General features: G+C 71.3%; 15 protein-coding genes. 7 read left to right on the forward strand and 8 right to left on the reverse strand.

Annotation, left to right across the window (positions count from 1 at the left end; all coding sequences use genetic code 11):
• Positions 1 to 4 precede the first annotated feature (4 nt).
• The 4 genes from HQM25_RS15750 to HQM25_RS15765 all read left to right on the forward strand — a co-directional run bounded on the left by HQM25_RS15750 (position 5) and on the right by HQM25_RS15765 (position 5,510).
• Complete coding sequence (locus tag HQM25_RS15750; RefSeq protein ID WP_172991085.1) at positions 5 to 889, forward strand: alpha/beta hydrolase fold domain-containing protein; 885 nt, start codon at positions 5 to 7, stop codon at positions 887 to 889.
• Positions 890 to 935: 46 nt separating this feature from the next.
• Positions 936 to 2,972: a bifunctional aldolase/short-chain dehydrogenase gene (locus HQM25_RS15755; protein WP_172991086.1), complete on the forward strand. Its 2,037-nt coding sequence runs from the start codon at positions 936 to 938 to the stop codon at positions 2,970 to 2,972.
• The gene (locus HQM25_RS15760) at positions 2,969 to 4,396 is read left to right on the forward strand and encodes a rhamnulokinase (protein ID WP_172991087.1); all 1,428 of its coding nucleotides are present in this window, start codon (positions 2,969 to 2,971) and stop codon (positions 4,394 to 4,396) included. Before HQM25_RS15755 ends, HQM25_RS15760 begins: the two co-directional genes overlap by 4 nt.
• A gap of 127 nt (positions 4,397 to 4,523) precedes the next feature.
• Entirely contained in the window at positions 4,524 to 5,510 is a 987-nt protein-coding gene (locus tag HQM25_RS15765) for a serine hydrolase domain-containing protein (protein WP_172991088.1), read from the forward strand.
• Between the two features lie 253 nt (positions 5,511 to 5,763).
• On the opposite strand, the gene rhaS is transcribed toward HQM25_RS15765, so the two are convergent.
• The 4 genes from rhaS to HQM25_RS15785 are packed head-to-tail and all read right to left on the reverse strand — an operon-like array spanning position 5,764 to position 10,482.
• A complete protein-coding gene (gene rhaS / locus HQM25_RS15770) occupies positions 5,764 to 6,807 on the reverse strand; it encodes a rhamnose ABC transporter substrate-binding protein (protein ID WP_172991089.1) in 1,044 nt (347 codons plus the stop codon).
• 41 nt (positions 6,808 to 6,848) lie between these two features.
• Positions 6,849 to 7,928: an ABC transporter permease gene (locus tag HQM25_RS15775; RefSeq protein ID WP_172991090.1), complete on the reverse strand. Its 1,080-nt coding sequence runs from the start codon at positions 7,926 to 7,928 to the stop codon at positions 6,849 to 6,851.
• Positions 7,925 to 8,962, reverse strand: coding sequence for an ABC transporter permease (locus HQM25_RS15780; protein ID WP_172991091.1), 1,038 nt, complete (start codon positions 8,960 to 8,962; stop codon positions 7,925 to 7,927). The genes HQM25_RS15775 and HQM25_RS15780 overlap by 4 nt, the downstream gene beginning before the upstream one ends.
• On the reverse strand, positions 8,959 to 10,482 hold the full coding sequence (locus HQM25_RS15785) for a sugar ABC transporter ATP-binding protein (RefSeq protein WP_172991092.1): 1,524 nt from the start codon (positions 10,480 to 10,482) through the stop codon (positions 8,959 to 8,961). Before HQM25_RS15785 ends, HQM25_RS15780 begins: the two co-directional genes overlap by 4 nt.
• 185 nt (positions 10,483 to 10,667) lie before the next feature.
• Between HQM25_RS15785 and HQM25_RS15790 the strand changes: the two genes are divergently transcribed.
• The gene (locus HQM25_RS15790) at positions 10,668 to 11,678 is read left to right on the forward strand and encodes a LacI family DNA-binding transcriptional regulator (protein WP_172991093.1); all 1,011 of its coding nucleotides are present in this window, start codon (positions 10,668 to 10,670) and stop codon (positions 11,676 to 11,678) included.
• Positions 11,679 to 11,730: 52 nt separating this feature from the next.
• Here the strand turns inward: HQM25_RS15790 and HQM25_RS15795 are convergent, their stop codons facing one another.
• From HQM25_RS15795 to HQM25_RS15805, 3 genes are read right to left on the reverse strand one after another with little or no spacing between them, the layout of a single operon-like run.
• The gene (locus tag HQM25_RS15795) at positions 11,731 to 12,576 is read right to left on the reverse strand and encodes a transglutaminase family protein (protein ID WP_172991094.1); all 846 of its coding nucleotides are present in this window, start codon (positions 12,574 to 12,576) and stop codon (positions 11,731 to 11,733) included.
• The gene (locus tag HQM25_RS15800; RefSeq protein WP_172991095.1) at positions 12,573 to 13,505 is read right to left on the reverse strand and encodes an alpha-E domain-containing protein; all 933 of its coding nucleotides are present in this window, start codon (positions 13,503 to 13,505) and stop codon (positions 12,573 to 12,575) included. Before HQM25_RS15800 ends, HQM25_RS15795 begins: the two co-directional genes overlap by 4 nt.
• Positions 13,486 to 15,195 (reverse strand): circularly permuted type 2 ATP-grasp protein, encoded by a 1,710-nt coding sequence (locus HQM25_RS15805; protein ID WP_172991096.1) that lies wholly within the window; start codon positions 15,193 to 15,195, stop codon positions 13,486 to 13,488. The genes HQM25_RS15800 and HQM25_RS15805 overlap by 20 nt, the downstream gene beginning before the upstream one ends.
• Before the next feature lie 95 nt (positions 15,196 to 15,290).
• Here HQM25_RS15805 and HQM25_RS17895 point away from each other — a divergent pair, with 95 nt between their 5' ends.
• Both HQM25_RS17895 and HQM25_RS17900 read left to right on the forward strand, forming a co-directional pair.
• Positions 15,291 to 15,854: a hypothetical protein gene (locus HQM25_RS17895; protein WP_254359408.1), complete on the forward strand. Its 564-nt coding sequence runs from the start codon at positions 15,291 to 15,293 to the stop codon at positions 15,852 to 15,854.
• A gap of 35 nt (positions 15,855 to 15,889) precedes the next feature.
• Positions 15,890 to 16,858: a molybdopterin-dependent oxidoreductase gene (locus HQM25_RS17900; RefSeq protein WP_254359409.1), complete on the forward strand. Its 969-nt coding sequence runs from the start codon at positions 15,890 to 15,892 to the stop codon at positions 16,856 to 16,858.
• A 48-nt stretch (positions 16,859 to 16,906) separates the two neighbouring features.
• Here the strand turns inward: HQM25_RS17900 and rocD are convergent, their stop codons facing one another.
• Positions 16,907 to 18,133 (reverse strand): ornithine--oxo-acid transaminase, encoded by a 1,227-nt coding sequence (gene rocD, locus HQM25_RS15815; RefSeq protein ID WP_172991097.1) that lies wholly within the window; start codon positions 18,131 to 18,133, stop codon positions 16,907 to 16,909.
• Between the last annotated feature and the right edge of the window lie 5 nt (positions 18,134 to 18,138).

The raw sequence follows: 18,138 nt of genomic DNA on the forward strand, positions 1-18,138 counted from the left end.
CCGCATGAGCGAGCCGTACCTCGAGGCCGACGGCCTCGTGCGGGTGTACCCCGCGCAGCAGCCGGACGGCACGGGCCTGGTGTGGGCGCACGGCGGCGGGTTCGCCGGCGGCACCCTCGATATGCCCGAGTCCGACTGGGTCGCGCGCCGGCTGTCGGCCCGGGGTACGACCGTCATCTCGGTCGACTACCGGCTCGCCCCCACGCCCGCGGCGTGGGCGGCGGCGGCCGGCGTACCGGCGAAGGGCGGGGTGCACTACCCCGCTCCGTCCGACGACATGCTCGCGGCGTGGTCGTGGACGGTCGAGCGGGCCCAGCGCCTGCGCATCGACCCGGCGCGGCTCGCGATCGGCGGCACGAGCGCCGGCGGCAACCTCGCCGCGGGCGCCACACTGCGCCTCATCGAGCGCCGCTTCCCGACGCTTCCGGCACTGGCGGTGCTCGCCTACCCCACACTGCTCGCCGTGCAGCCGGCACCGTCCCCGGAGCTGCGCGCGGCTCTCGACGCGCATCCTGACGCGGACCGCTTCGGACCCGAGGTCGTGCTCGGGATGTACGAGAACTACCTCGGCGGTTCGATCGAGGGCGCACCGCAAGGCGCGATCCCGGGTCTCGCCCGCCCGGTCGACCTCGTGCAGTTCCCGCCGACGCTCATGATCAACGGCGAGATCGACGAACTCCGCGTCTCCGGCGAGGCGTTCGCGCACTCGCTGCGCACTGCGGGCCGCGAGATCGAGGTCGTCACCGAGCCCGGCACCGAGCACGGCCACCTCAACCGACCGCACGAGCCCGCGGCATCCCTCACCATCGACCGCATTGCGGCGCGCCTCGCCGCGCTGCGCTCCTCGGCCCCGCTCCGCAGTCACAACGTGCCTGCGGGAACCCTCTGACCCGCAGTTTCCGACTGCCGAAGCCTCTGAAACGAAGGAACCTCCCATGACGAACTCCGCTGCCGCGGACCTCATCGCGCGCTCGAACCGCCTGGGCGCCGACCCGAAGAACACGAACTACGCGGGTGGCAACACCTCCGCGAAGGGCACCGAGACCGACCCGGTCACCGGCGAGCCGGTCGAGCTGCTGTGGGTGAAGGGCTCGGGCGGCGATCTGGGCACCCTGAAGGAGTCGGGCCTGGCCGTGCTGCGCCTGGACCGCATGCGCTCGCTCGTGAACGTCTACCCCGGCATCGAGCGCGAGGACGAGATGGTCGCCGCGTTCGACTACTGCCTGCACGGCAAGGGCGGCGCCGCCCCCTCGATCGACACGGCCATGCACGGCCTGGTCGATGCCGCGCACGTGGACCACCTGCACCCCGACTCGGGCATCGCGATCGCGACCGCCGCGGACGGCGAGGAGCTGACGGCGAAGATCTTCGGCGACAAGGTCGTGTGGGTGCCGTGGCGCCGCCCCGGCTTCCAGCTCGGCCTGGACATCGCCGAGATCAAGGCGCAGAACCCGCAGGCGGTCGGCTGCATCCTCGGCGGCCACGGCATCACCGCGTGGGGCGACACGTCGGAGGAGTCCGAGCGCAACAGCCTCTGGATCATCGACACCGCCGCCGCCTACATCGCCGCGAACGGCAAGGCCGAGCCCTTCGGCGCCGTGCGCGCCGGGTTCGAGGCCCTCCCCGAGGCCGAGCGCCGCGCCAAGGCCGCCGCGCTCGCGGCCACCATCCGCGGCATCGCGTCGACCGACAAGCCGATGGTCGGCCACTTCACCGACTCCGACGTCGTGCTCGACTTCCTCGCCTCGGAGAACGCGCCGGCCCTCGCTGAGCTCGGCACCAGCTGCCCCGACCACTTCCTGCGCACCAAGGTCAAGCCGATGCTGCTCGACCTGCCCGCCTCCGCCACCGTCGAGGAGTCGCTCGCGCGTCTGACCGAGCTGCACGAGGCCTACCGGGCCGACTACCAGGCCTACTACGACGCGCACGCGACCGCCGAGTCCCCCGCGATCCGCGGCGCCGACCCGCTCATCGTGCTCGTCCCGGGTGTGGGCATGTTCTCGTACGGCGCGAACAAGCAGACCGCGCGCGTGGCCGGCGAGTTCTACGTCAACGCGATCAACGTGATGCGCGGCGCCGAGTCGCTGTCGACGTACACGCCGATCAGCGACGCCGAGAAGTTCCGCATCGAGTACTGGGCGCTCGAGGAGGCCAAGCTCCAGCGCATGCCCAAGCCCAAGACCCACCAGGGCCGCATCGCGTTCGTCACCGGCGCCGCCTCCGGCATCGGCAAGGCCATCGCCACCCGCCTCGCGGCCGAGGGCGCGTGCGTCGTGGTCGCCGACCTCGACCTGGAGAAGGCGCAGGCCGCCGCCGCCGAGCTCGGCAACACCGACGTCGCGATCGGCGTGGCCGCCAACGTCGCCGACGCCGACGCGATCCAGCAGGCGATGGATGCCGCCCTGCTCGCCTTCGGGGGCGTCGACCTGGTCGTCAACAACGCCGGCCTGTCGCTGTCCAAGCCCCTGCTGGAGACCACCGAGAAGGACTGGGACCTGCAGCACGACGTCATGGCCAAGGGCTCCTTCCTCGTGTCGAAGGCCGCCGCGAAGATCCTCATCGACCAGAAGCTCGGCGGCGACGTGATCTACATCTCGTCGAAGAACTCCGTCTTCGCGGGACCGAACAACATCGCGTACTCGGCCACCAAGGCCGACCAGGCCCACCAGGTGCGCCTGCTCGCGGTCGAGCTCGGCGAGCACGGCGTGCGCGTGAACGGCATCAACCCCGACGGCGTCGTGCGCGGCTCGGGCATCTTCGCCGCCGGCTGGGGCGCGAACCGCGCCGCCACCTACGGCGTCAAGGAAGAGGACCTCGGCCAGTACTACGCCAACCGCACCATCCTCAAGCGCGAGGTCGTGCCCGAGAACGTCGCCGACGCGGTGTACGTGCTCACCGGCCCCGAGCTCAGCCGCACCACCGGCCTGCACATCCCCGTCGACTCCGGCGTCGCCGCCGCCTTCCTGCGATGACGGCCCAGACCCACGGGATCGTCGCCGCCGTCGACCTGGGCGCGACCAGCGGCCGGGTGATGCTCGGCCACGTGGGCGACGGGGAGCTCCGCCTCGAGTCGGTCGCGCGCTTCCCGAACGGTCCCGTCGAGGGACCCGACGGCGCGCTGCACTGGGACTTCTCGGCGCTGTACCGCCACATCGTCGAGGGACTGCGCGAGGCGGTCTCGCGCGAGCCGTCCATCGCGAGCATCGGCATCGACTCCTGGGCCGTGGACTACGGCAAGGTCGTCGGCGGAGAGGTGCTCGACGAGCCCTTCCACTACCGGGACGAGCGCACCGCGGCGGGTGTCGAAGCGGTGCATGCGAAGGTGCCGTTCGAGGAGCTGTACCGCCGCAACGGGCTGCAGTTCCTGCCGTTCAACACGCTGTACCAGTTCGTGGTCGAGCGCGGTCTGTCCGATGCCGACGCCGCACTGCTGATCCCGGACCTCGTCGCCTTCCTGCTCACCGGAGCGGTGGTCGCCGAGCGCACCAACGCCTCGACGACCGGGCTCGTCGACGTCACGACCGGCGAGTGGGACACCGCCCTGGCGGCCGAGCTCGGCATCCCTCATGAGGTCCTCGCCCCGCTCGTCGACCCCGGCGCGCACCTCGGCACCCTCGCCGGCGCTGCGCGCGAGCGCGTCGGGGCGCCGCTCGAGGTCGTCGCCGTCGGCTCGCACGACACCGCGTCGGCGGTCGTCGCGGTGCCGCTGTCGACCCCGCACGCCGCGTACATCTCGTGCGGCACGTGGGGCCTCGTCGGCGTCGAGCTCGACGCCCCGGTCGTCAGCGATGCGGCGCGCGAGGCGAACTTCACGAACGAGGGCGGCGTCGACGGGCGCGTGCGGTTCCTCCACAACGTCACCGGGCTGTGGCTGCTGAGCGAAGCGGTGCGCACCTGGGAGGCGGAGGACGGCGCGCCGATCGACCTGCCGACTCTGCTGGATGCCGCCTCCGCCGTCACCGGCGAGGTCGCGCTGTTCGACGCCAACGACCCGCGCCTCTCCGCCCCCGGCGACATGCCCGCGCGCATCGCCGCGGTGCTCGAGGAGCAGGCAGCGCCGGTGCCGGCATCCCGACCCGCGTTCGCGCGCACGATCGTGGAATCTATCGCCGCCGCGTTCGCCGACGCCGTCGCGACGGCCGGACGCCTCACCGATCGGGAGATCGACGTGATCCACGTGGTCGGCGGCGGCGCGCTCAACCGGCTCCTCTGCCAGGCGACCGCCGACCGCTCGGGGCTGCCGGTGCTGGCCGGACCCGTCGAGGCCACGGCGCTCGGCAACGTGCTCGTGCAGGCGCGCGCGCACGGCTGGTTCGGCGAAGATGCGACGCTGGAGACCCTGCGCGCGGCGGTCGCGGCCTCGTTCCCGCCTGTGCGGTACGAGCCGCGCGGCTGACGCGCCGTTCACAACCTGTCTCGCCGACCGCAGTCGCCCGCCGCGCGTGGGGGCCCGCGGTCGGCGAGTGCTTATGCTGTGACCGACCCGCCCACCGGGCACACGCCCACCGCACGAGGAGACCTCGATGACGTCTTACAGCGCCGCCTTCGACTGGGCCCGCAGGCATGTGGATGCCGGCCGGCTGCCCTCGGCCGTGCTCGGCGTCACCACCGCCGACGGCGTGGTCGCCCTCGACGCCATCGGGGCCACGAACGGCCGCGTGGCGCGCGTCGAGGATGCCTACCGCCTCTTCTCGATCACCAAGCCCCTCACCGGAATCGCCGCAGCCCGCGCCATCGAGCGCGGATTGGCGACCCCCGAGACGCCGCTGCGGGAGGCGCTGCCGGAGTTCGGCGCGAACCGCGACGACATCGTGCGCCTAAAGCACCTCGCCAGCCACACGTCCGGCATCAGCGAGCCGCCGCTCGACCCCGCCGAGCCGCTGCGCGACCTGCTCGTGCGCGGCGGCCGCGACTTCGCCGCCGGCACCGTCTCGCGCTACTCGACGGTCGCCTTCGAGGGGATCGCGGCGATGATCGAGCACGCGACCGGCTCGACCTGGCACGCCGAGGTCGCCCGCTTCGGGCATGCGATCGGTGCGGACGGCTTCACCCTCGACGAGTCCGCGGACCCGCACGAGGTGGTGGATGCCGCGGCCGCCGGCCTCGACACGGCGAGGTTCATCGCCGCCAAGCACCCGGGCGCGGGACTCATCGCGCGCGCCGGCGACCTGCTCGCGCTCGGCGCGGAACTGCTGCGCATCGAAGCGGGCGAGCCCGGCATCCTGCGTCCGGCCACGCTCGCGATGATGCGCCGCCCCCTCACCGGTGCGATCCCACGCCTCGACCCCTACCCCGCCGAGCGCGGCCAGGACTGGGGCTTCACGTGGAATCTGCGCACGCGCGCTCCGGGCCTCATCGACCAGGACGTGTACGGGCACGGCGGCTGGGCCGGCACCGAGTTCTGGGTGCATCCCACCGCCGGCATCGCCTGGGTGCTGATGACGAACAAGGGCCAGCGCCCCGGCGTCGACGCCGACGAACTCGCCAACGCCATCGTCTCGGCGCACTGACCCGCGCAGCGCCGCTTCGCCCGGCATCCGCGGGCGCCGCGCAGCGCCGCGGCGGATCCGGAAACCGGAGATCCTCGCGTTTTCCGGGCGTAGGCGCCACCAGAGTCCGGAAAGTGTGGGGGCCTCCGGTTTCCGGATCGCGCGGGATCGGCCGCGAGCCGACGCGCGGCATCCGCGGGCGCCGGCGACAGCAGAGCGCCCGGCCTGCGCGAAGCAGACCGGGCGCTCGAGGGGATGCCGGCACCGGCGCGACTCAGAAGTCGAAGTCGCCGATGTTGGCCGTGTCGAACACGAACGGGTCGCCGAGGAGCACGGCGCCGTCGGCGCCGACCTCGTAGGAGCCGAGCTTGCCCGCCTCGAACTCGTCGCCCTCTTCGCCAGTGATCTCACCGGTGATCAGCGCCTGAGCGGCGTACGCGGCGAGGTAGCCGAGGTCGGCCGGGTTCCAGAGCGCGAAGGCCTGCACCGTGCCGTCCTCGACGTACTCGCGCATCTGGTTCGGGGTGCCGAGACCGGTCAGCGCGACCTGGCCCTTGAACTCCGACGTCGACAGGTAGCGCGCCGCGGCCGAGATGCCGACCGTGGTGGGCGAGATGATGCCGCGCAGCTCCGGGTAGGTCTGGAGGAGGGCCGCGGTGCGGTCGAACGAGGTCTGGTCGTCGTCGTCGCCGTACACGATGTCGACGAGCTCGATGTTCGGGTGGCTCGCCTCGAGCTCGGCCTCCATCATCTCGATCCAGGCGTTCTGGTTGGTCGCGTTGGCCGACGCCGACAGCACCGCGATCTGGCCCTCGTCGCCGATCTGCTCGGCGATGAGGTCGACCTGCACCTTGGCGATGCCCTCGGCAGTGGCCTGGTTGATGAACAGGTCGCGGCACTCGGGGTTGGTGTCGGAGTCGAAGGTGACGACCTTGACGTCGACCGAACGAGCCTCGTCGAGCGCGTCGCAGATCGCCTCGGGGTCGTTGGCCGACACGATGAGCGCGCCGGTGCCCTGCTGGGCCGCGGTCTGGATGAAGCTCACCTGCGAGGTGGGGCTCGCCTCGGTGGGGCCGACCTCCTCGAACTCGCCGCCGAACTCCTCGACGGCCTCTTCGGCGCCGCCGGTCGAGGTGTCGAAGTACGGGTTGCCGAGGTTCTTGGGCAGCATCGTGATCGACAGGTTGGCGTCGCCGCCATCGCCGCCGTCGCCCCCGTCAGTGGAGCCGCCCGAGCAGCCGGTCGCGACGAGCGCGATCCCGACGGTCAGGGCCGCGGCGGTGAAGCCGCCGCGGGTCTTGCGCTGAAGTCCGAACATCGTTGTTTCCTTCCTTGGTGCGAAGTATTCGCGTTGAGGGTCTATTGCTTGGTCGGGGTCGCGGCCGCGTGTTCGGCGGCCCGCGTCCCCCGTCTCTTCCCGATGGCGGCGACGCGACGGCGCTGCAGCCAGGCGAGGAGGCTTGCCGACACCACGGAGACGATCAGCAGGACGCCCGTGATGATGTTGATGATGTCGCTGGTGACACCGGCCAGACGCAGCGCGCTGGCGAGCGTGCCGATCAGCAGCACGCCGGCGATGACGCCGTGCAGGGCTCCACGGCCGCCGAAGATCGATACCCCGCCCAGGAGCACGGCCGCGATGATCTGCAGTTCCATGCCCATGGCGTTGTCGCCGCGGGCGTTCGAGTAGAGCAGCGTGAAGTACACGCCCGCGAAGCCCGAGACGGCACCCGACAGCACGAACAGGGTGAACTTCGTGCGGTCCACATCGATGCCCGAGAAGTGAGCCGCCTCCTTGTTCAGGCCGATCGCGTACAGCGCCCGCCCGAACGGGGTGAAGTGGAGCAGCAACGCGAAGGCGATCGCCAGCACGACGAACGGGATCAGGATCATCGGCACCGGCGTGCCCGGGATGTTCGCCTTGGCGAGATCGGTCCACTCATCGGGGAAGTCGGTGATCGCCGTGGTGCCGAGGAGCCCGACCGCGATGCCGCGGAACAGCGCCAGAGTGCCGATCGTCACTGCGAGCGAGGGCAGGCCGACGACGGTGACGAGGAAGCCGTTGAACGCACCGGCGACCGTGCCCACGAGGATCGCGATCACGGCGGCCACCGGAAGCGGAAGACCCGCCTGCACCAGGATGCCGGTCATGACGCTGGACAGGCCCACGATCGAGGCGACGGACAGGTCGATCTCCTCGGTGATGATGATGAGCGTCATCGGCAGGGCGATCAGCAGGATCGGGGCGATGTCGCGGATCAGGAAGGTCACCGTCAGCGGGCTGTCGAAGTTCGGCACGGCCGCGAGCGAGACCACGATGACCAGCAGCAGGATGCCGATGATCGCCGATTCGCGGGTCAGGAGCACCCGGCGCCAGGCAGGGCGGCCGTGGGCCTCGTACAGGCGCACCGGCACGGTCTCGGTGGCGGTGGCGGTCATCGGCCTTCCTCCCTCTGTGCGATGAGTCGTCGATGCTGTCTGACGGCGAGCACCCGGTCGAGCACGATGGCGCCGATGATCAGCACGCCCACGACGGCGCGCTGCCAGAAGTCGTCGATGCCCAGGATGGGCAGCGCCCGGTTGATCGTGAGGAGCAGGAACGCGCCGATCGCCGCGCCCCACACCGTGCCGACGCCGCCGGAGATGGCGACGCCGCCGATGACGGCCGCGCCGATGGCCTGCAGCTCCCAGCCGAATCCGGCAGCAGAGCTCACCGTGCCGTAGCGCGCCGCGTAGAGCACGCCCGCCAGGCCCGACAGGGCCCCCGACACGACGAACGCGGTGATCACGCGGCGCGTGACCCGCAGCCCGTACAGGTGCGCCGCGGCGGGATCGGAGCCGATCGCGTAGAACTCGCGCCCGCCCCGCAGGTTGCGCAGGTACCACGCGGCGGCGACCAGCACGACGACCGCGATGATGGTGAGGTACGGGATGCCGAGCAGCTGATCGGTGCCGAGACCGCGGAACTCGCGCGGCAGGTCGGACGCGTTGATGCGATCGGATCCCGTCCACGCCACGTTGAGGCCGCGGTAGATGTACATCGTGCCGAGGGTGATCACCAGCGCCGGCACCCGCGCGAACGCGACGAGTGCGCCGTTGATCGCGCCGAGCAGTCCGCCCAGCAGCACTCCCCCGACGAAGACGCCGATGATCGGGATGCCGGGCACGTCGATGAACAGGCGGCCGGTGAGGTACGCGGTGAGCCCCACGATCGAGCCGACCGACAGGTCGACGTTGCGCGTGATGATCACGACCGCCTGGCCGACGGCGACCAGCAGCAGCAGCGAGGGCGTCAGCAGCAGATCGCGGAAGCCGTCGTTGGAGAACAGGAAGTTCGGGTTGGCGAGGGTCGCCGCGAGGATCACCAGGAGCAGCGCGAGGAGGATGCCCGTCTCACGCGCCGTCGCGATGGAGCGCACGAGGCGGGATGCCGCGCTGGTGCCCGGCTGTACGGGTGCGGTGGTCGTGCTCATCGCGCCACCTCCGCGTCTGCCGTGGCGGCGTACATGATCGCCTCGGGCGTCGCCTGCGCGCGGGTGAACTCACCCGTGAGGCGCCCTTCGCGCATGACCAGGACTCGATCGGCCATGCCGAGCACCTCCGGGAGTTCGGACGAGATCATGAGGATCGCCATCCCCTGCTGAGCCAGTTCGCTGAGGAGGCGATGGACCTCCGCCTTGGTGCCCACGTCGATGCCGCGTGTCGGCTCGTCGACGATGAGCACGGCCGGCTCGGTGGCCAGCCACTTGCTGAGGACGACCTTCTGCTGGTTGCCGCCCGAGAGCGTGCCGGTCTCGGCGTCGAGGGCGGCGGTCTTCACTTCGAGCCTGCTGGCCCACACCTTCGCGGCCTCGTTCTCGAGGCCGGTCCACAGCAGGCCCCACTTGGCGAGCTTGGCTCGGATGGCGAGGGTCACGTTGCGAGCGACGCCGTCGTCGAGCACGAGTCCCTGCTTGCGACGGTCCTCGGGGACGAGCGCGATGCCGCGCGTGGTCGCCAGCCGCGGGTTGCCCTTGGGCAGGACCGTGCCCCGCAGCGTGACCGTGCCCGACTGGTACGCGTCGACGCCGAACACCGCGCGTGCGACCTCGGAGCGGCCTGCGCCCACCAGGCCCGCGAGGCCGAGGATCTCCCCCGCACGCAGCTGGAAGGAGATGTCGCGGAACACGCCGCGCCGGGTGAGTCCCTCGACCTCGAGCACGACGTCGCCGATCTCCGCCGGCAGCTTCGGGAACAGCTCGGTCACGTCGCGCCCGACCATCTGACGCACGAGGTCGTCGACGGTCGTGTCCGCGATCGGGGTGGTGTCGATGTACGAGCCGTCGCGCATGACGGTGACGGTGTCGCACAGGTCGAACACCTCGTCGAAGCGGTGCGATATGAAAAGGAGCGCTCGGCCCTCGTCGCGCAGGCTCCGCGCGACGGCGAAGAGGCGCTCCACCTCGACGCCCGAGAGCGCGGCGGTCGGCTCGTCCATGATCAGCACGCGCGCGTCGAGGGAGATCGCCTTCGCGATCTCGATGATCTGCTGGTCCGCGATCGACAGGCCGTCGGTGACGCGGTCGGGGTCGAGGTGTACGCCCAGGCGCTGGAAGATCTCGACGGCCTCTGCCCGCATCGCCTTCCGGTCGATGCGGCCGAAGCGGTTGGTGGGCTGGCGGCCCATGAAGATGTTCTCGGTCACCGAAAGGTCGGGGAAGAGCGTCGGCTCCTGATAGATCACGGCGACACCGGCGGCCTTCGATTGGGCGGTGCTGGTGAAGTCCACCGATTCGCCGCCGAGCAGGAAGTCTCCCGCGTCGCGGCGGTACAGCCCGGCGATGATCTTCACGAGCGTCGACTTGCCCGCGCCGTTCTCGCCGATCAGTGCGTGGATCGAGCCCGGGTGCAGGGTGAGGCTCCCCGAGCGCAGTGCGACCACCGCGCCGAACGACTTGACCACTCGTCGCAGTTCGAGCGCGGGTGCGGCGTCTGAGAGTGCGTCCGCTGTCACGGTGCGTCCTCCTCGTTGAGGTGAATCAAGGGGTGTGAGTCCGGGAGAGACCCGGTCTGAAATTACCTGAATCGATTCAGGTTGTTTCAGGCTACTCTAAGGAGGACGGTGCGAGTGGTCAAGCGATCATCCGCCGCGAGACCGGATCGTGATCCGAGACGTCCGACAAGGGAGTGGGTGACGCAGTGCCAGCAAGCATTCGCGACGTCGCGCTGCGCGCGGGCGTCTCGGTGGGCACGGTGTCCAATGTCCTCAACCGCCCCGACGAGGTCTCGGCGGACTCGGTCGACCGGGTCAGCCGCGCGATCGAGGAGCTCGGGTACGTGCGCAACGACGCCGCTCGCAAGCTCCGCGCGGGGGTCTCCACGACCATCGGCTTCGTGGTGCTCGACGGGCAGAACCCGTTCTACACCGACGTCGTGCGCGGCGCGGAAGACGAGGCGACCAAGCACGGCATCGCGATCCTCTACGGAAACACCGACGAGGACCATTCCCGCGAGCGCATGTACATCGACCTGTTCGAGGAGCAGCAGGTGCGGGGACTGCTCATCGCCCCGTACGGCGATGTCACCGCACGCCTGCGGCGCCTGCGCCAGCGCGGGATCGCCACCGTGCTCGTCGACCGGTTCAGCGGCGATGGTGCCTTCTCCTCCGTCTCCGTCGACAACATCATGGGCGGGCGCCTCGCCGTCGAGCACCTCATCGACGGCGGCCGACGCCGCATCGCGTTCGTCGGCGGTCCGTTCGATCTCCGACAGGTCACCGATCGCCTGGCCGGCGCCCGCGTCGCCGCCGAGAACGCCGGAGCCCCGGTCGAGGTCGAGGTGGTCGCGACCGAGGCGATGACGGTCGACGAGGGCGTCGCCGCCGGGGCCCGCATCCTCGCCAGGCCACGCCGTGACTGGCCCGATGCCCTCTTCGCAGCCAACGACCTCCTGGCCCTCGGCCTCCTGCAGTCGCTCGTCGTCGACGGCCGGATGCTCGCCCCCGACCAGATCGCGGTCATCGGCTTCGACGACATCCCGTTCGCCGCCGCGGCCGCCGTTCCGCTGTCGTCGATCCGGCAGCCGAGCCGCATGATCGGTCGCACGGCGCTGCGGATCGTGCTCGAGGAGGCATCCGATCCCGAGAACATCGCGCGCCAGACGGTGTTCCAGCCCGAGCTCGTCGTGCGCGAGTCCACGCGGGCGCGGTAGCCGCGGGCGACGGAGACCGGTGGATGCCGCGGCCCGCGGCATCCACGCAGCCTCACGCTTCGCGGGTGATCGTCACCTTCACGTGCAGGTGGCTCTTGTGGGGGCCGGCGTACACGCCGCGCAGCGGCGGGACGTCGTTGTAGTCGCGTCCGCGCCCGACGAGCACATGGCGGTCGCCGATCTCGAGGTTGTTCGTGGGGTCGAAGCCCTGCCACTCCCCGGCGAACCATTCGACCCACGCGTGGGACTCGCCGGTCACGGGCTCCCCCACCTCGGCGTCGGCGCGCGGGTGGAGGTATCCCGACACGTAGCGGGCGGGGATTCCGACCTCGCGGAGGGCGCCGAGGGTGATGTGCGCGATGTCCTGGCACACGCCCTTGCGGGCTTCCCATGCCTCGGCGGCCGTCGAGTGCACGCCCGTGATGCCGTGCATGTACTCGACGGCGTCGCCCACGGCGGCGGCGATCGCGTGCGCGGCGCGACCCGGGTGGTCGTGCTCGGCGACGATGCGGCGGGCGAGGTCGGCGACATCGGCGTGCGGCAGGGTGCGCTTGGTCTGGCTCAGCTGCTCGACCGTCTCGATGGAGCGGGCGGCGTCGCGCTCGAGGTCGGCCCAGGTGTACTCGCGGTGCTCGATGGGGCGCGGGCGCACCTCCACGAGCGAGCGCGCCGTGATCATGAGGGCCGGATGGGCTGAGAGCACGTCGAAAGCGGCGACACGGGTGCCGAAGTAGTCGACGTACTGGTTGACCGAGGTCGACGGCTCGATGTCGAGCGACGAGTTGAGCACGAACTGGCTGTCGGTCGAACCGGGGAGCATGCGGGCCTCGTTGTACGAGGCCGACACGTCGCCCTGGTAGCTGAAGCCGGTCTGGTGCTCGATGCGCAGACGCTTCATGAGATCTCTCCGATCCAGCTGGGTTCGGCCTGTGTCGGGAAGAACCGCTGCCGGATGGCCTCGGATGCCTCGCGGGTGACCGTCTGCACGCGGTGCATGTGCAGCGGCAGTTCGTTCAGGATCTCGCTGATCGGGCGGTACTCGAGGTCGTTGCGGATCTGCCCGAGCGCCCGCAGCACGGTGTTCGAGTGGCCGACGCGATCGGCGCGCGGGTCGATCGCGCTCATGCACTGCTCGGCACCCTGGATCGAGAAGATGATCGACCGCGGGAACAGGCGGTCCAGCAGCAGGAACTCGGCCGCGTTGCGCGCGCTGGGCATGCCGCGGTAGGTGCGGAGGTACCCCTCGTAGGCGCCGCACGAACGGAGGATCGTCGTCCAGGAGGGACCGGATGCCTCGGTCAGCGACCTCGTGGCGAGCAGTCGCGCCGTCATGTCCGCCCGTTCGATGCAGCGGCCGAGCGTGAAGAACTGCCAGGCCTCGTCGCGGTTGGTGGACGAGTCCACGACGCCGACCGACAGTGCCGCACGCTCGCGCACCCACTGGAAGAACTCGTGCACCTTGTCGGTTTGCAGCCGCCGCGGCATGCGGGCGCTGGTGGTGTTGAGCGTCTCCCACAGCTCGGTCGAGACGATCTCCCGGGCGCGGCGCGCGTTCTCCCGCGCGGCGGTGAGCGCGTAGGCGATGCTCGACGGGTTCATGCGGTCGACGGCGAGGCGCTGCAGCACATCCTCGCGCCGCACGACCTCGAGCCCCTCGGGCGGGAACGACCCCATGACGCTCAGCAGCGACCGGCAGGCGGTGTCCTCATCGATCCACGGGTCTTCGAGCAGCAGCTGCAGGTGCACATCGAGGATGCGCGCCGTGCCGTCGCTGCGCTCGACATAGCGCCCGATCCAGAACAGGCTTTCAGCGATCCGCGAGAGCATCCGACACCTCCTCGGCCGACGGCGTGGCGTCCCGGCCCTGCTGCTGCTGCTCCTGCTGCTCGACGCGCGAACGCGGGCGATCGTGCGGGGAGTGGGGCGGTTCGTCCGCGACCTCGTCGTAGATGATCGGGATCGCCGCGGTGATGGCCGCCTGATCGGCGACGAGGCCGGCCATCCCCTGACCCTGGCCGTACTCGACATGGCCGGGGGCGGAGCCGCCGACGATCCAGGTGTCCTTCGATCCGCCGCCCTGCGACGAGTTCACCACCAGCTGCCCCTCCGGCAGCGCCACACGGGTGAGGCCGCCCGGCAGCACCCAGACGTCTTCGCCGTCGTTGACCGCGAACGGCCGGAGGTCGGCGTGACGCGGGCGCATGCCGTCTTCGACAAGGGTGGGGATGGTCGAGAGCATCACGACCGGCTGGGCGATCCAGCCGCGCGGATCGGCCAGGAGTCGCTTGCGCAGCGCGTCGAGTTCGGCGGGCGAGGCATCCGGTCCCACGACCAGCCCCTTGCCGCCGGAGCCGTCGACCGGCTTGACCACGAGCTCGTCGAGCCGGTCGAGCACCTCCTCGAGGGCGTTCGGGTCTTCGAGGCGCCACGTGTCGACGTTCTTGAGGATGGGCTCCTCCGCCAGGTAGTACCGAATGAGGTCCGGAACATAGGTGTACAGCAGCTTGTCGTCGGCGACGCCGTTGCCCACCGCGTTCGCGATGGTCACGTTGCCCAGGCGCGCGGCGAGCATGAGCCCCGGCGCCCCGAGCATCGAGTCGGCGCGGAACTGCAGCGGGTCGAGGAAGTCGTCGTCGACGCGGCGGTAGATGACGTCGACGCGCTTGGGGCCGCGGGTGGTGCGCATGAACACCTTGCCGCCGATGCACAGCAGGTCGCGGCCCTCGACGAGCTCGACGCCCATCAGGCGCGCGAGCAGCGTGTGCTCGAAGTAGGCGGAGTTGTACACGCCCGGCGTCAGCACGACGACGTTCGGCTCCTCCACCCCGGGCGGCGCCGAGGCGCGCAGCGCCGCGAGCAGCTTGTTCGGATAGTCGCCGACGGGCCGCACGCGCATCGACACGAACAGCTCGGGCAGGGTCTGGGCCATGACGCGGCGGTTCGAGATGACGTACGACACGCCCGAGGGCACGCGCACGTTGTCTTCGAGCACCCGCATCTCGCCGTGCTCGTCGCGGATGAGGTCGATCCCGGCGACCTGGATGCGCACGCCGTTGGCGGAGTGGATGCCGGCGGCCTGCCGGTAGAAGTACTGTGAGCTGGCGATGAGACGGGCCGGCAGCACGTCGTCGCGCACGCAGTGCTGGTGACCGTAGGCGTCGTCGAGGAACGCCTCCAGCGCCTGGACGCGCTGCTTCACACCGGCCTCGACGCGCGACCACTCGTCGTAGGTGATCACGCGGGGCACGGCATCCAGGGGGAAGGGTCGCTCCTCGCCCGCGAAATCGAACGTCACGCCCTGCGCGAGATACGAGCTCGCCAGGGAGTCGGTGCGTCCGCGCAGCTCCTCCTGCGTCATCTGCGCGAGAGCCTGATAGAGCTCGCGGTACGCCTCGCGCGAGGTGCCCGGCGACCCGGGCACTTGGGCGGCCGAGAACATCTCGTCGAACGCCGGCACCCCTGACACGGTCTTCCGCGGGGACCGGGTGTTGCCGTAGCCGTCGAAGAGATCACCCATGGCAAGAGCCTAGCCCGGGGCGTGTTGCGCAGATGTTTCCACTCCGTCATACCTTGGGCAGGTCCCGGCGCCACGCCGCGACGTAGGCTCGGAACGTGGCCACGCCGCGCACCCGCCAGAACCTCGCCGCCGCCGGCGCCGGAGTGGCTTCCGCCCTGCTCGGAGCGGGCGTCGGCGAGCTCGTCGCGGCGCTGGTGGCCCCGGCATCCAGCCCGTTCGCCGTCTTCGGCGGCGGCCTCATCGACATCGCACCCCCGTGGGCGAAGGATCTCGCGATCGCCCTGTTCGGCCTCGCCGACAAGGTCGCGCTGCTGACCGGGATCGCGATCGTGCTCGCGGCGGTGTCGGCGTTCGCCGGCGTGCTGGAGCTGCGCCGCCCGCCGTGGGGCTCGCTCGTGACCTTCGGTCTCGGGGTGGTGGGCGCCATCATCGCGGTGACCCGCGCCGACGCCGGCGGGCTGGCGTGGGTGCCGGCGATCGTCGCGGGCGGAACTGCCGCGCTCGCGATGCGGCTGCTCGTGCGGCTGCTGCGGCCCGCGGCGCCCGCCGACCCCCGCCCGGCTCGGACGAACGGGATGCCGCGGCCGACGACCTGCCCGACCGCCGACGCTTCCTCGCCTGGACCGGCACGGCCACCGCCGTCGGCGTCGTCGCGCTGATCGGCTCGTCGCTGGCCCGCGCGGGCACGCGTGCGGTGACGACCGTGCGCGAGGTGCTGCGGCTGCCCGCGCCCGCGGTCGCGGCGGCGCCGGTTCCCGCGTCGGCCGAGCTCGGCATCCCGGACCTTGCCCCGGTCGTGACCTCGAACGGCACCTTCTACCGGATCGACACCGCGCTGGTGGTGCCGCAGATCGACCCCGCCGAGTGGTCGCTGCGCGTGCACGGCATGGTCGAGCAGGAGGTCGTGCTCACCTGGGACGAGCTGCTGGCCCTCCCGCTCGAGGAGAGCGACACCACCCTCGCGTGCGTGTCGAACACGGTGGGCGGCCTGCTGATCGGCAATGCGCGGTGGCTGGGCTACCCGATCCGCGAGGTGCTCGCCCGCGCGAACCCGTCGGCCGACGCCGATATGGTGCTCTCGCGCTCGATCGACGGGTTCACGGCATCCACTCCCCTCGACGTGCTCACCGACGACCGCAATGCGATCTTCGCGGTCGGCATGAACGGGGAGCCGCTGCCGCTGGAGCACGGGTTCCCGGTGCGGATGGTCGTGCCGGGCCTGTACGGCTACGTGTCGGCGACCAAGTGGGTGGTCGAGCTCGAAGTCACCCGGTTCGACCGTGCGACGGCGTACTGGACCACCCGCGGGTGGGCCGACCGCGCCCCCATCAAGCTCCAGTCCCGCATCGACGTGCCACGGCGCGGGCGTCGCCTCTCGACCGGGGAGAACGTCATCGCCGGCGTCGCGTGGCACCAGCACGTGGGCGTCGCGGGCGTGGAGGTGCGCATCGACGACGGCGACTGGATGCCGGCGGAGCTGGCGACCGCGATCTCCGACGACACCTGGGTGCAGTGGAGCGTGCCGTGGGACGCGACGGCGGGGACGCACGAGATCCGCTGCCGCGCGATCAGCAAGGACGGCGAGGTGCAGACCTCGGATCCGGCGCCCCCGGCACCGGACGGGGCGCAGGGGCACCACCGGATCCAGGTGATCGTGGAGTAGGCCCGGCGTCGCGGGGCGGGCGCCCGGGGCGGGCCGCCCGGCGGGGGCTCAGCCCGCGAGCACGAGCTTCAGCTGCTCGATCGCCCAGTCGAGCTCGGTCGCCCGCACGACCAGCGGCGGAGCGATGCGGATCGTCTGGCCGTGGGTGTCCTTCACGAGCACGCCGCGGGCGAGCATGCGCTCGGCGATCTCGCGGCCGGTGCCGGCGGCGGGGTCGATGTCGACGCCCGCCCAGAGCCCCGCCACGCGCACTGCTGTCACACCGTGGCCGATGAGGGTCTCCAGGCGCGCCTCGAGGTGCTCGCCGAGCGCCGCGGCGCGGGTCTGCACCTCGCCGGTCGCGAGCATCTCGACGACGCGCAGCCCGACCGCCGACGCGAGGGGGTTGCCGCCGAAGGTCGAGCCGTGCTCACCGGGACGGATCACCCCGAGCACGTCGGCATCGGCCACCACGGCCGACAGGGGCAGGATGCCGCCGCCGAGCGCCTTGCCGAGCAGGTACACATCGGGCACGACGTCCTCGCGGTCGCAGGCGAACGTGGTGCCCACGCGGCCGAGGCCCGACTGGATCTCGTCGGCGATCATCAGCACGCCGTGTCGGGTGCAGATCTCGCGCACGGCGGCGAGGTACCCGACCGGCGGGATCACGACGCCGGCCTCGCCCTGGATCGGCTCGATGAGCACCGCCACCGTGTCAGGCGTGATCGCGGCCTCGATCGCGGCGGCGTCGCCGAAGGGCACGGCGCTGAAGCCCGGCGCGAACGGTCCGAAGTCATCGCGGGCGACGGGGTCGTCGCTGAAGCCGACGATCGTGGTGGTGCGCCCGTGGAAGTTGCCGTGCGCGACCACGACGTGCGCGGCATCCTGAGCCACACCCTTCACACGGTAGCCCCACGCGCGGGCGACCTTGATGCCGGTCTCGACGGCCTCGGCGCCGGTGTTCATCGGCAGCACGAGGTCCTTGCCGCACAGTTCGGCCAGGGCCCGGGCGAACCGTCCGAGCTGGTCGTTGTGGTACGCGCGGCTGGTGAGGGTGAGGCGGCCGAGCTGCTCCTGCGCGGCGGCCACGATCGCGGGATGCCGGTGGCCGAAGTTCAGCGCCGAGTAGGCCGACAGCAGGTCGAGGTAGCGCTTGCCCTCGACGTCGGTGACCCACGCGCCCTCGCCGCGCGAGATGACGACGGGCAGCGGCGCGTAGTTGCGGGCGACGTGCGCGTCTTCGGAGTCGATGATGCGGATCGCGGCGGTCGCGAGGTTCTGGGGCGCGGAGGTCATCGGGC

Source organism: Microbacterium hominis (genome assembly GCF_013282805.1).
GTDB classification, from domain to species: Bacteria; Actinomycetota; Actinomycetes; order Actinomycetales; family Microbacteriaceae; genus Microbacterium; species Microbacterium hominis_B.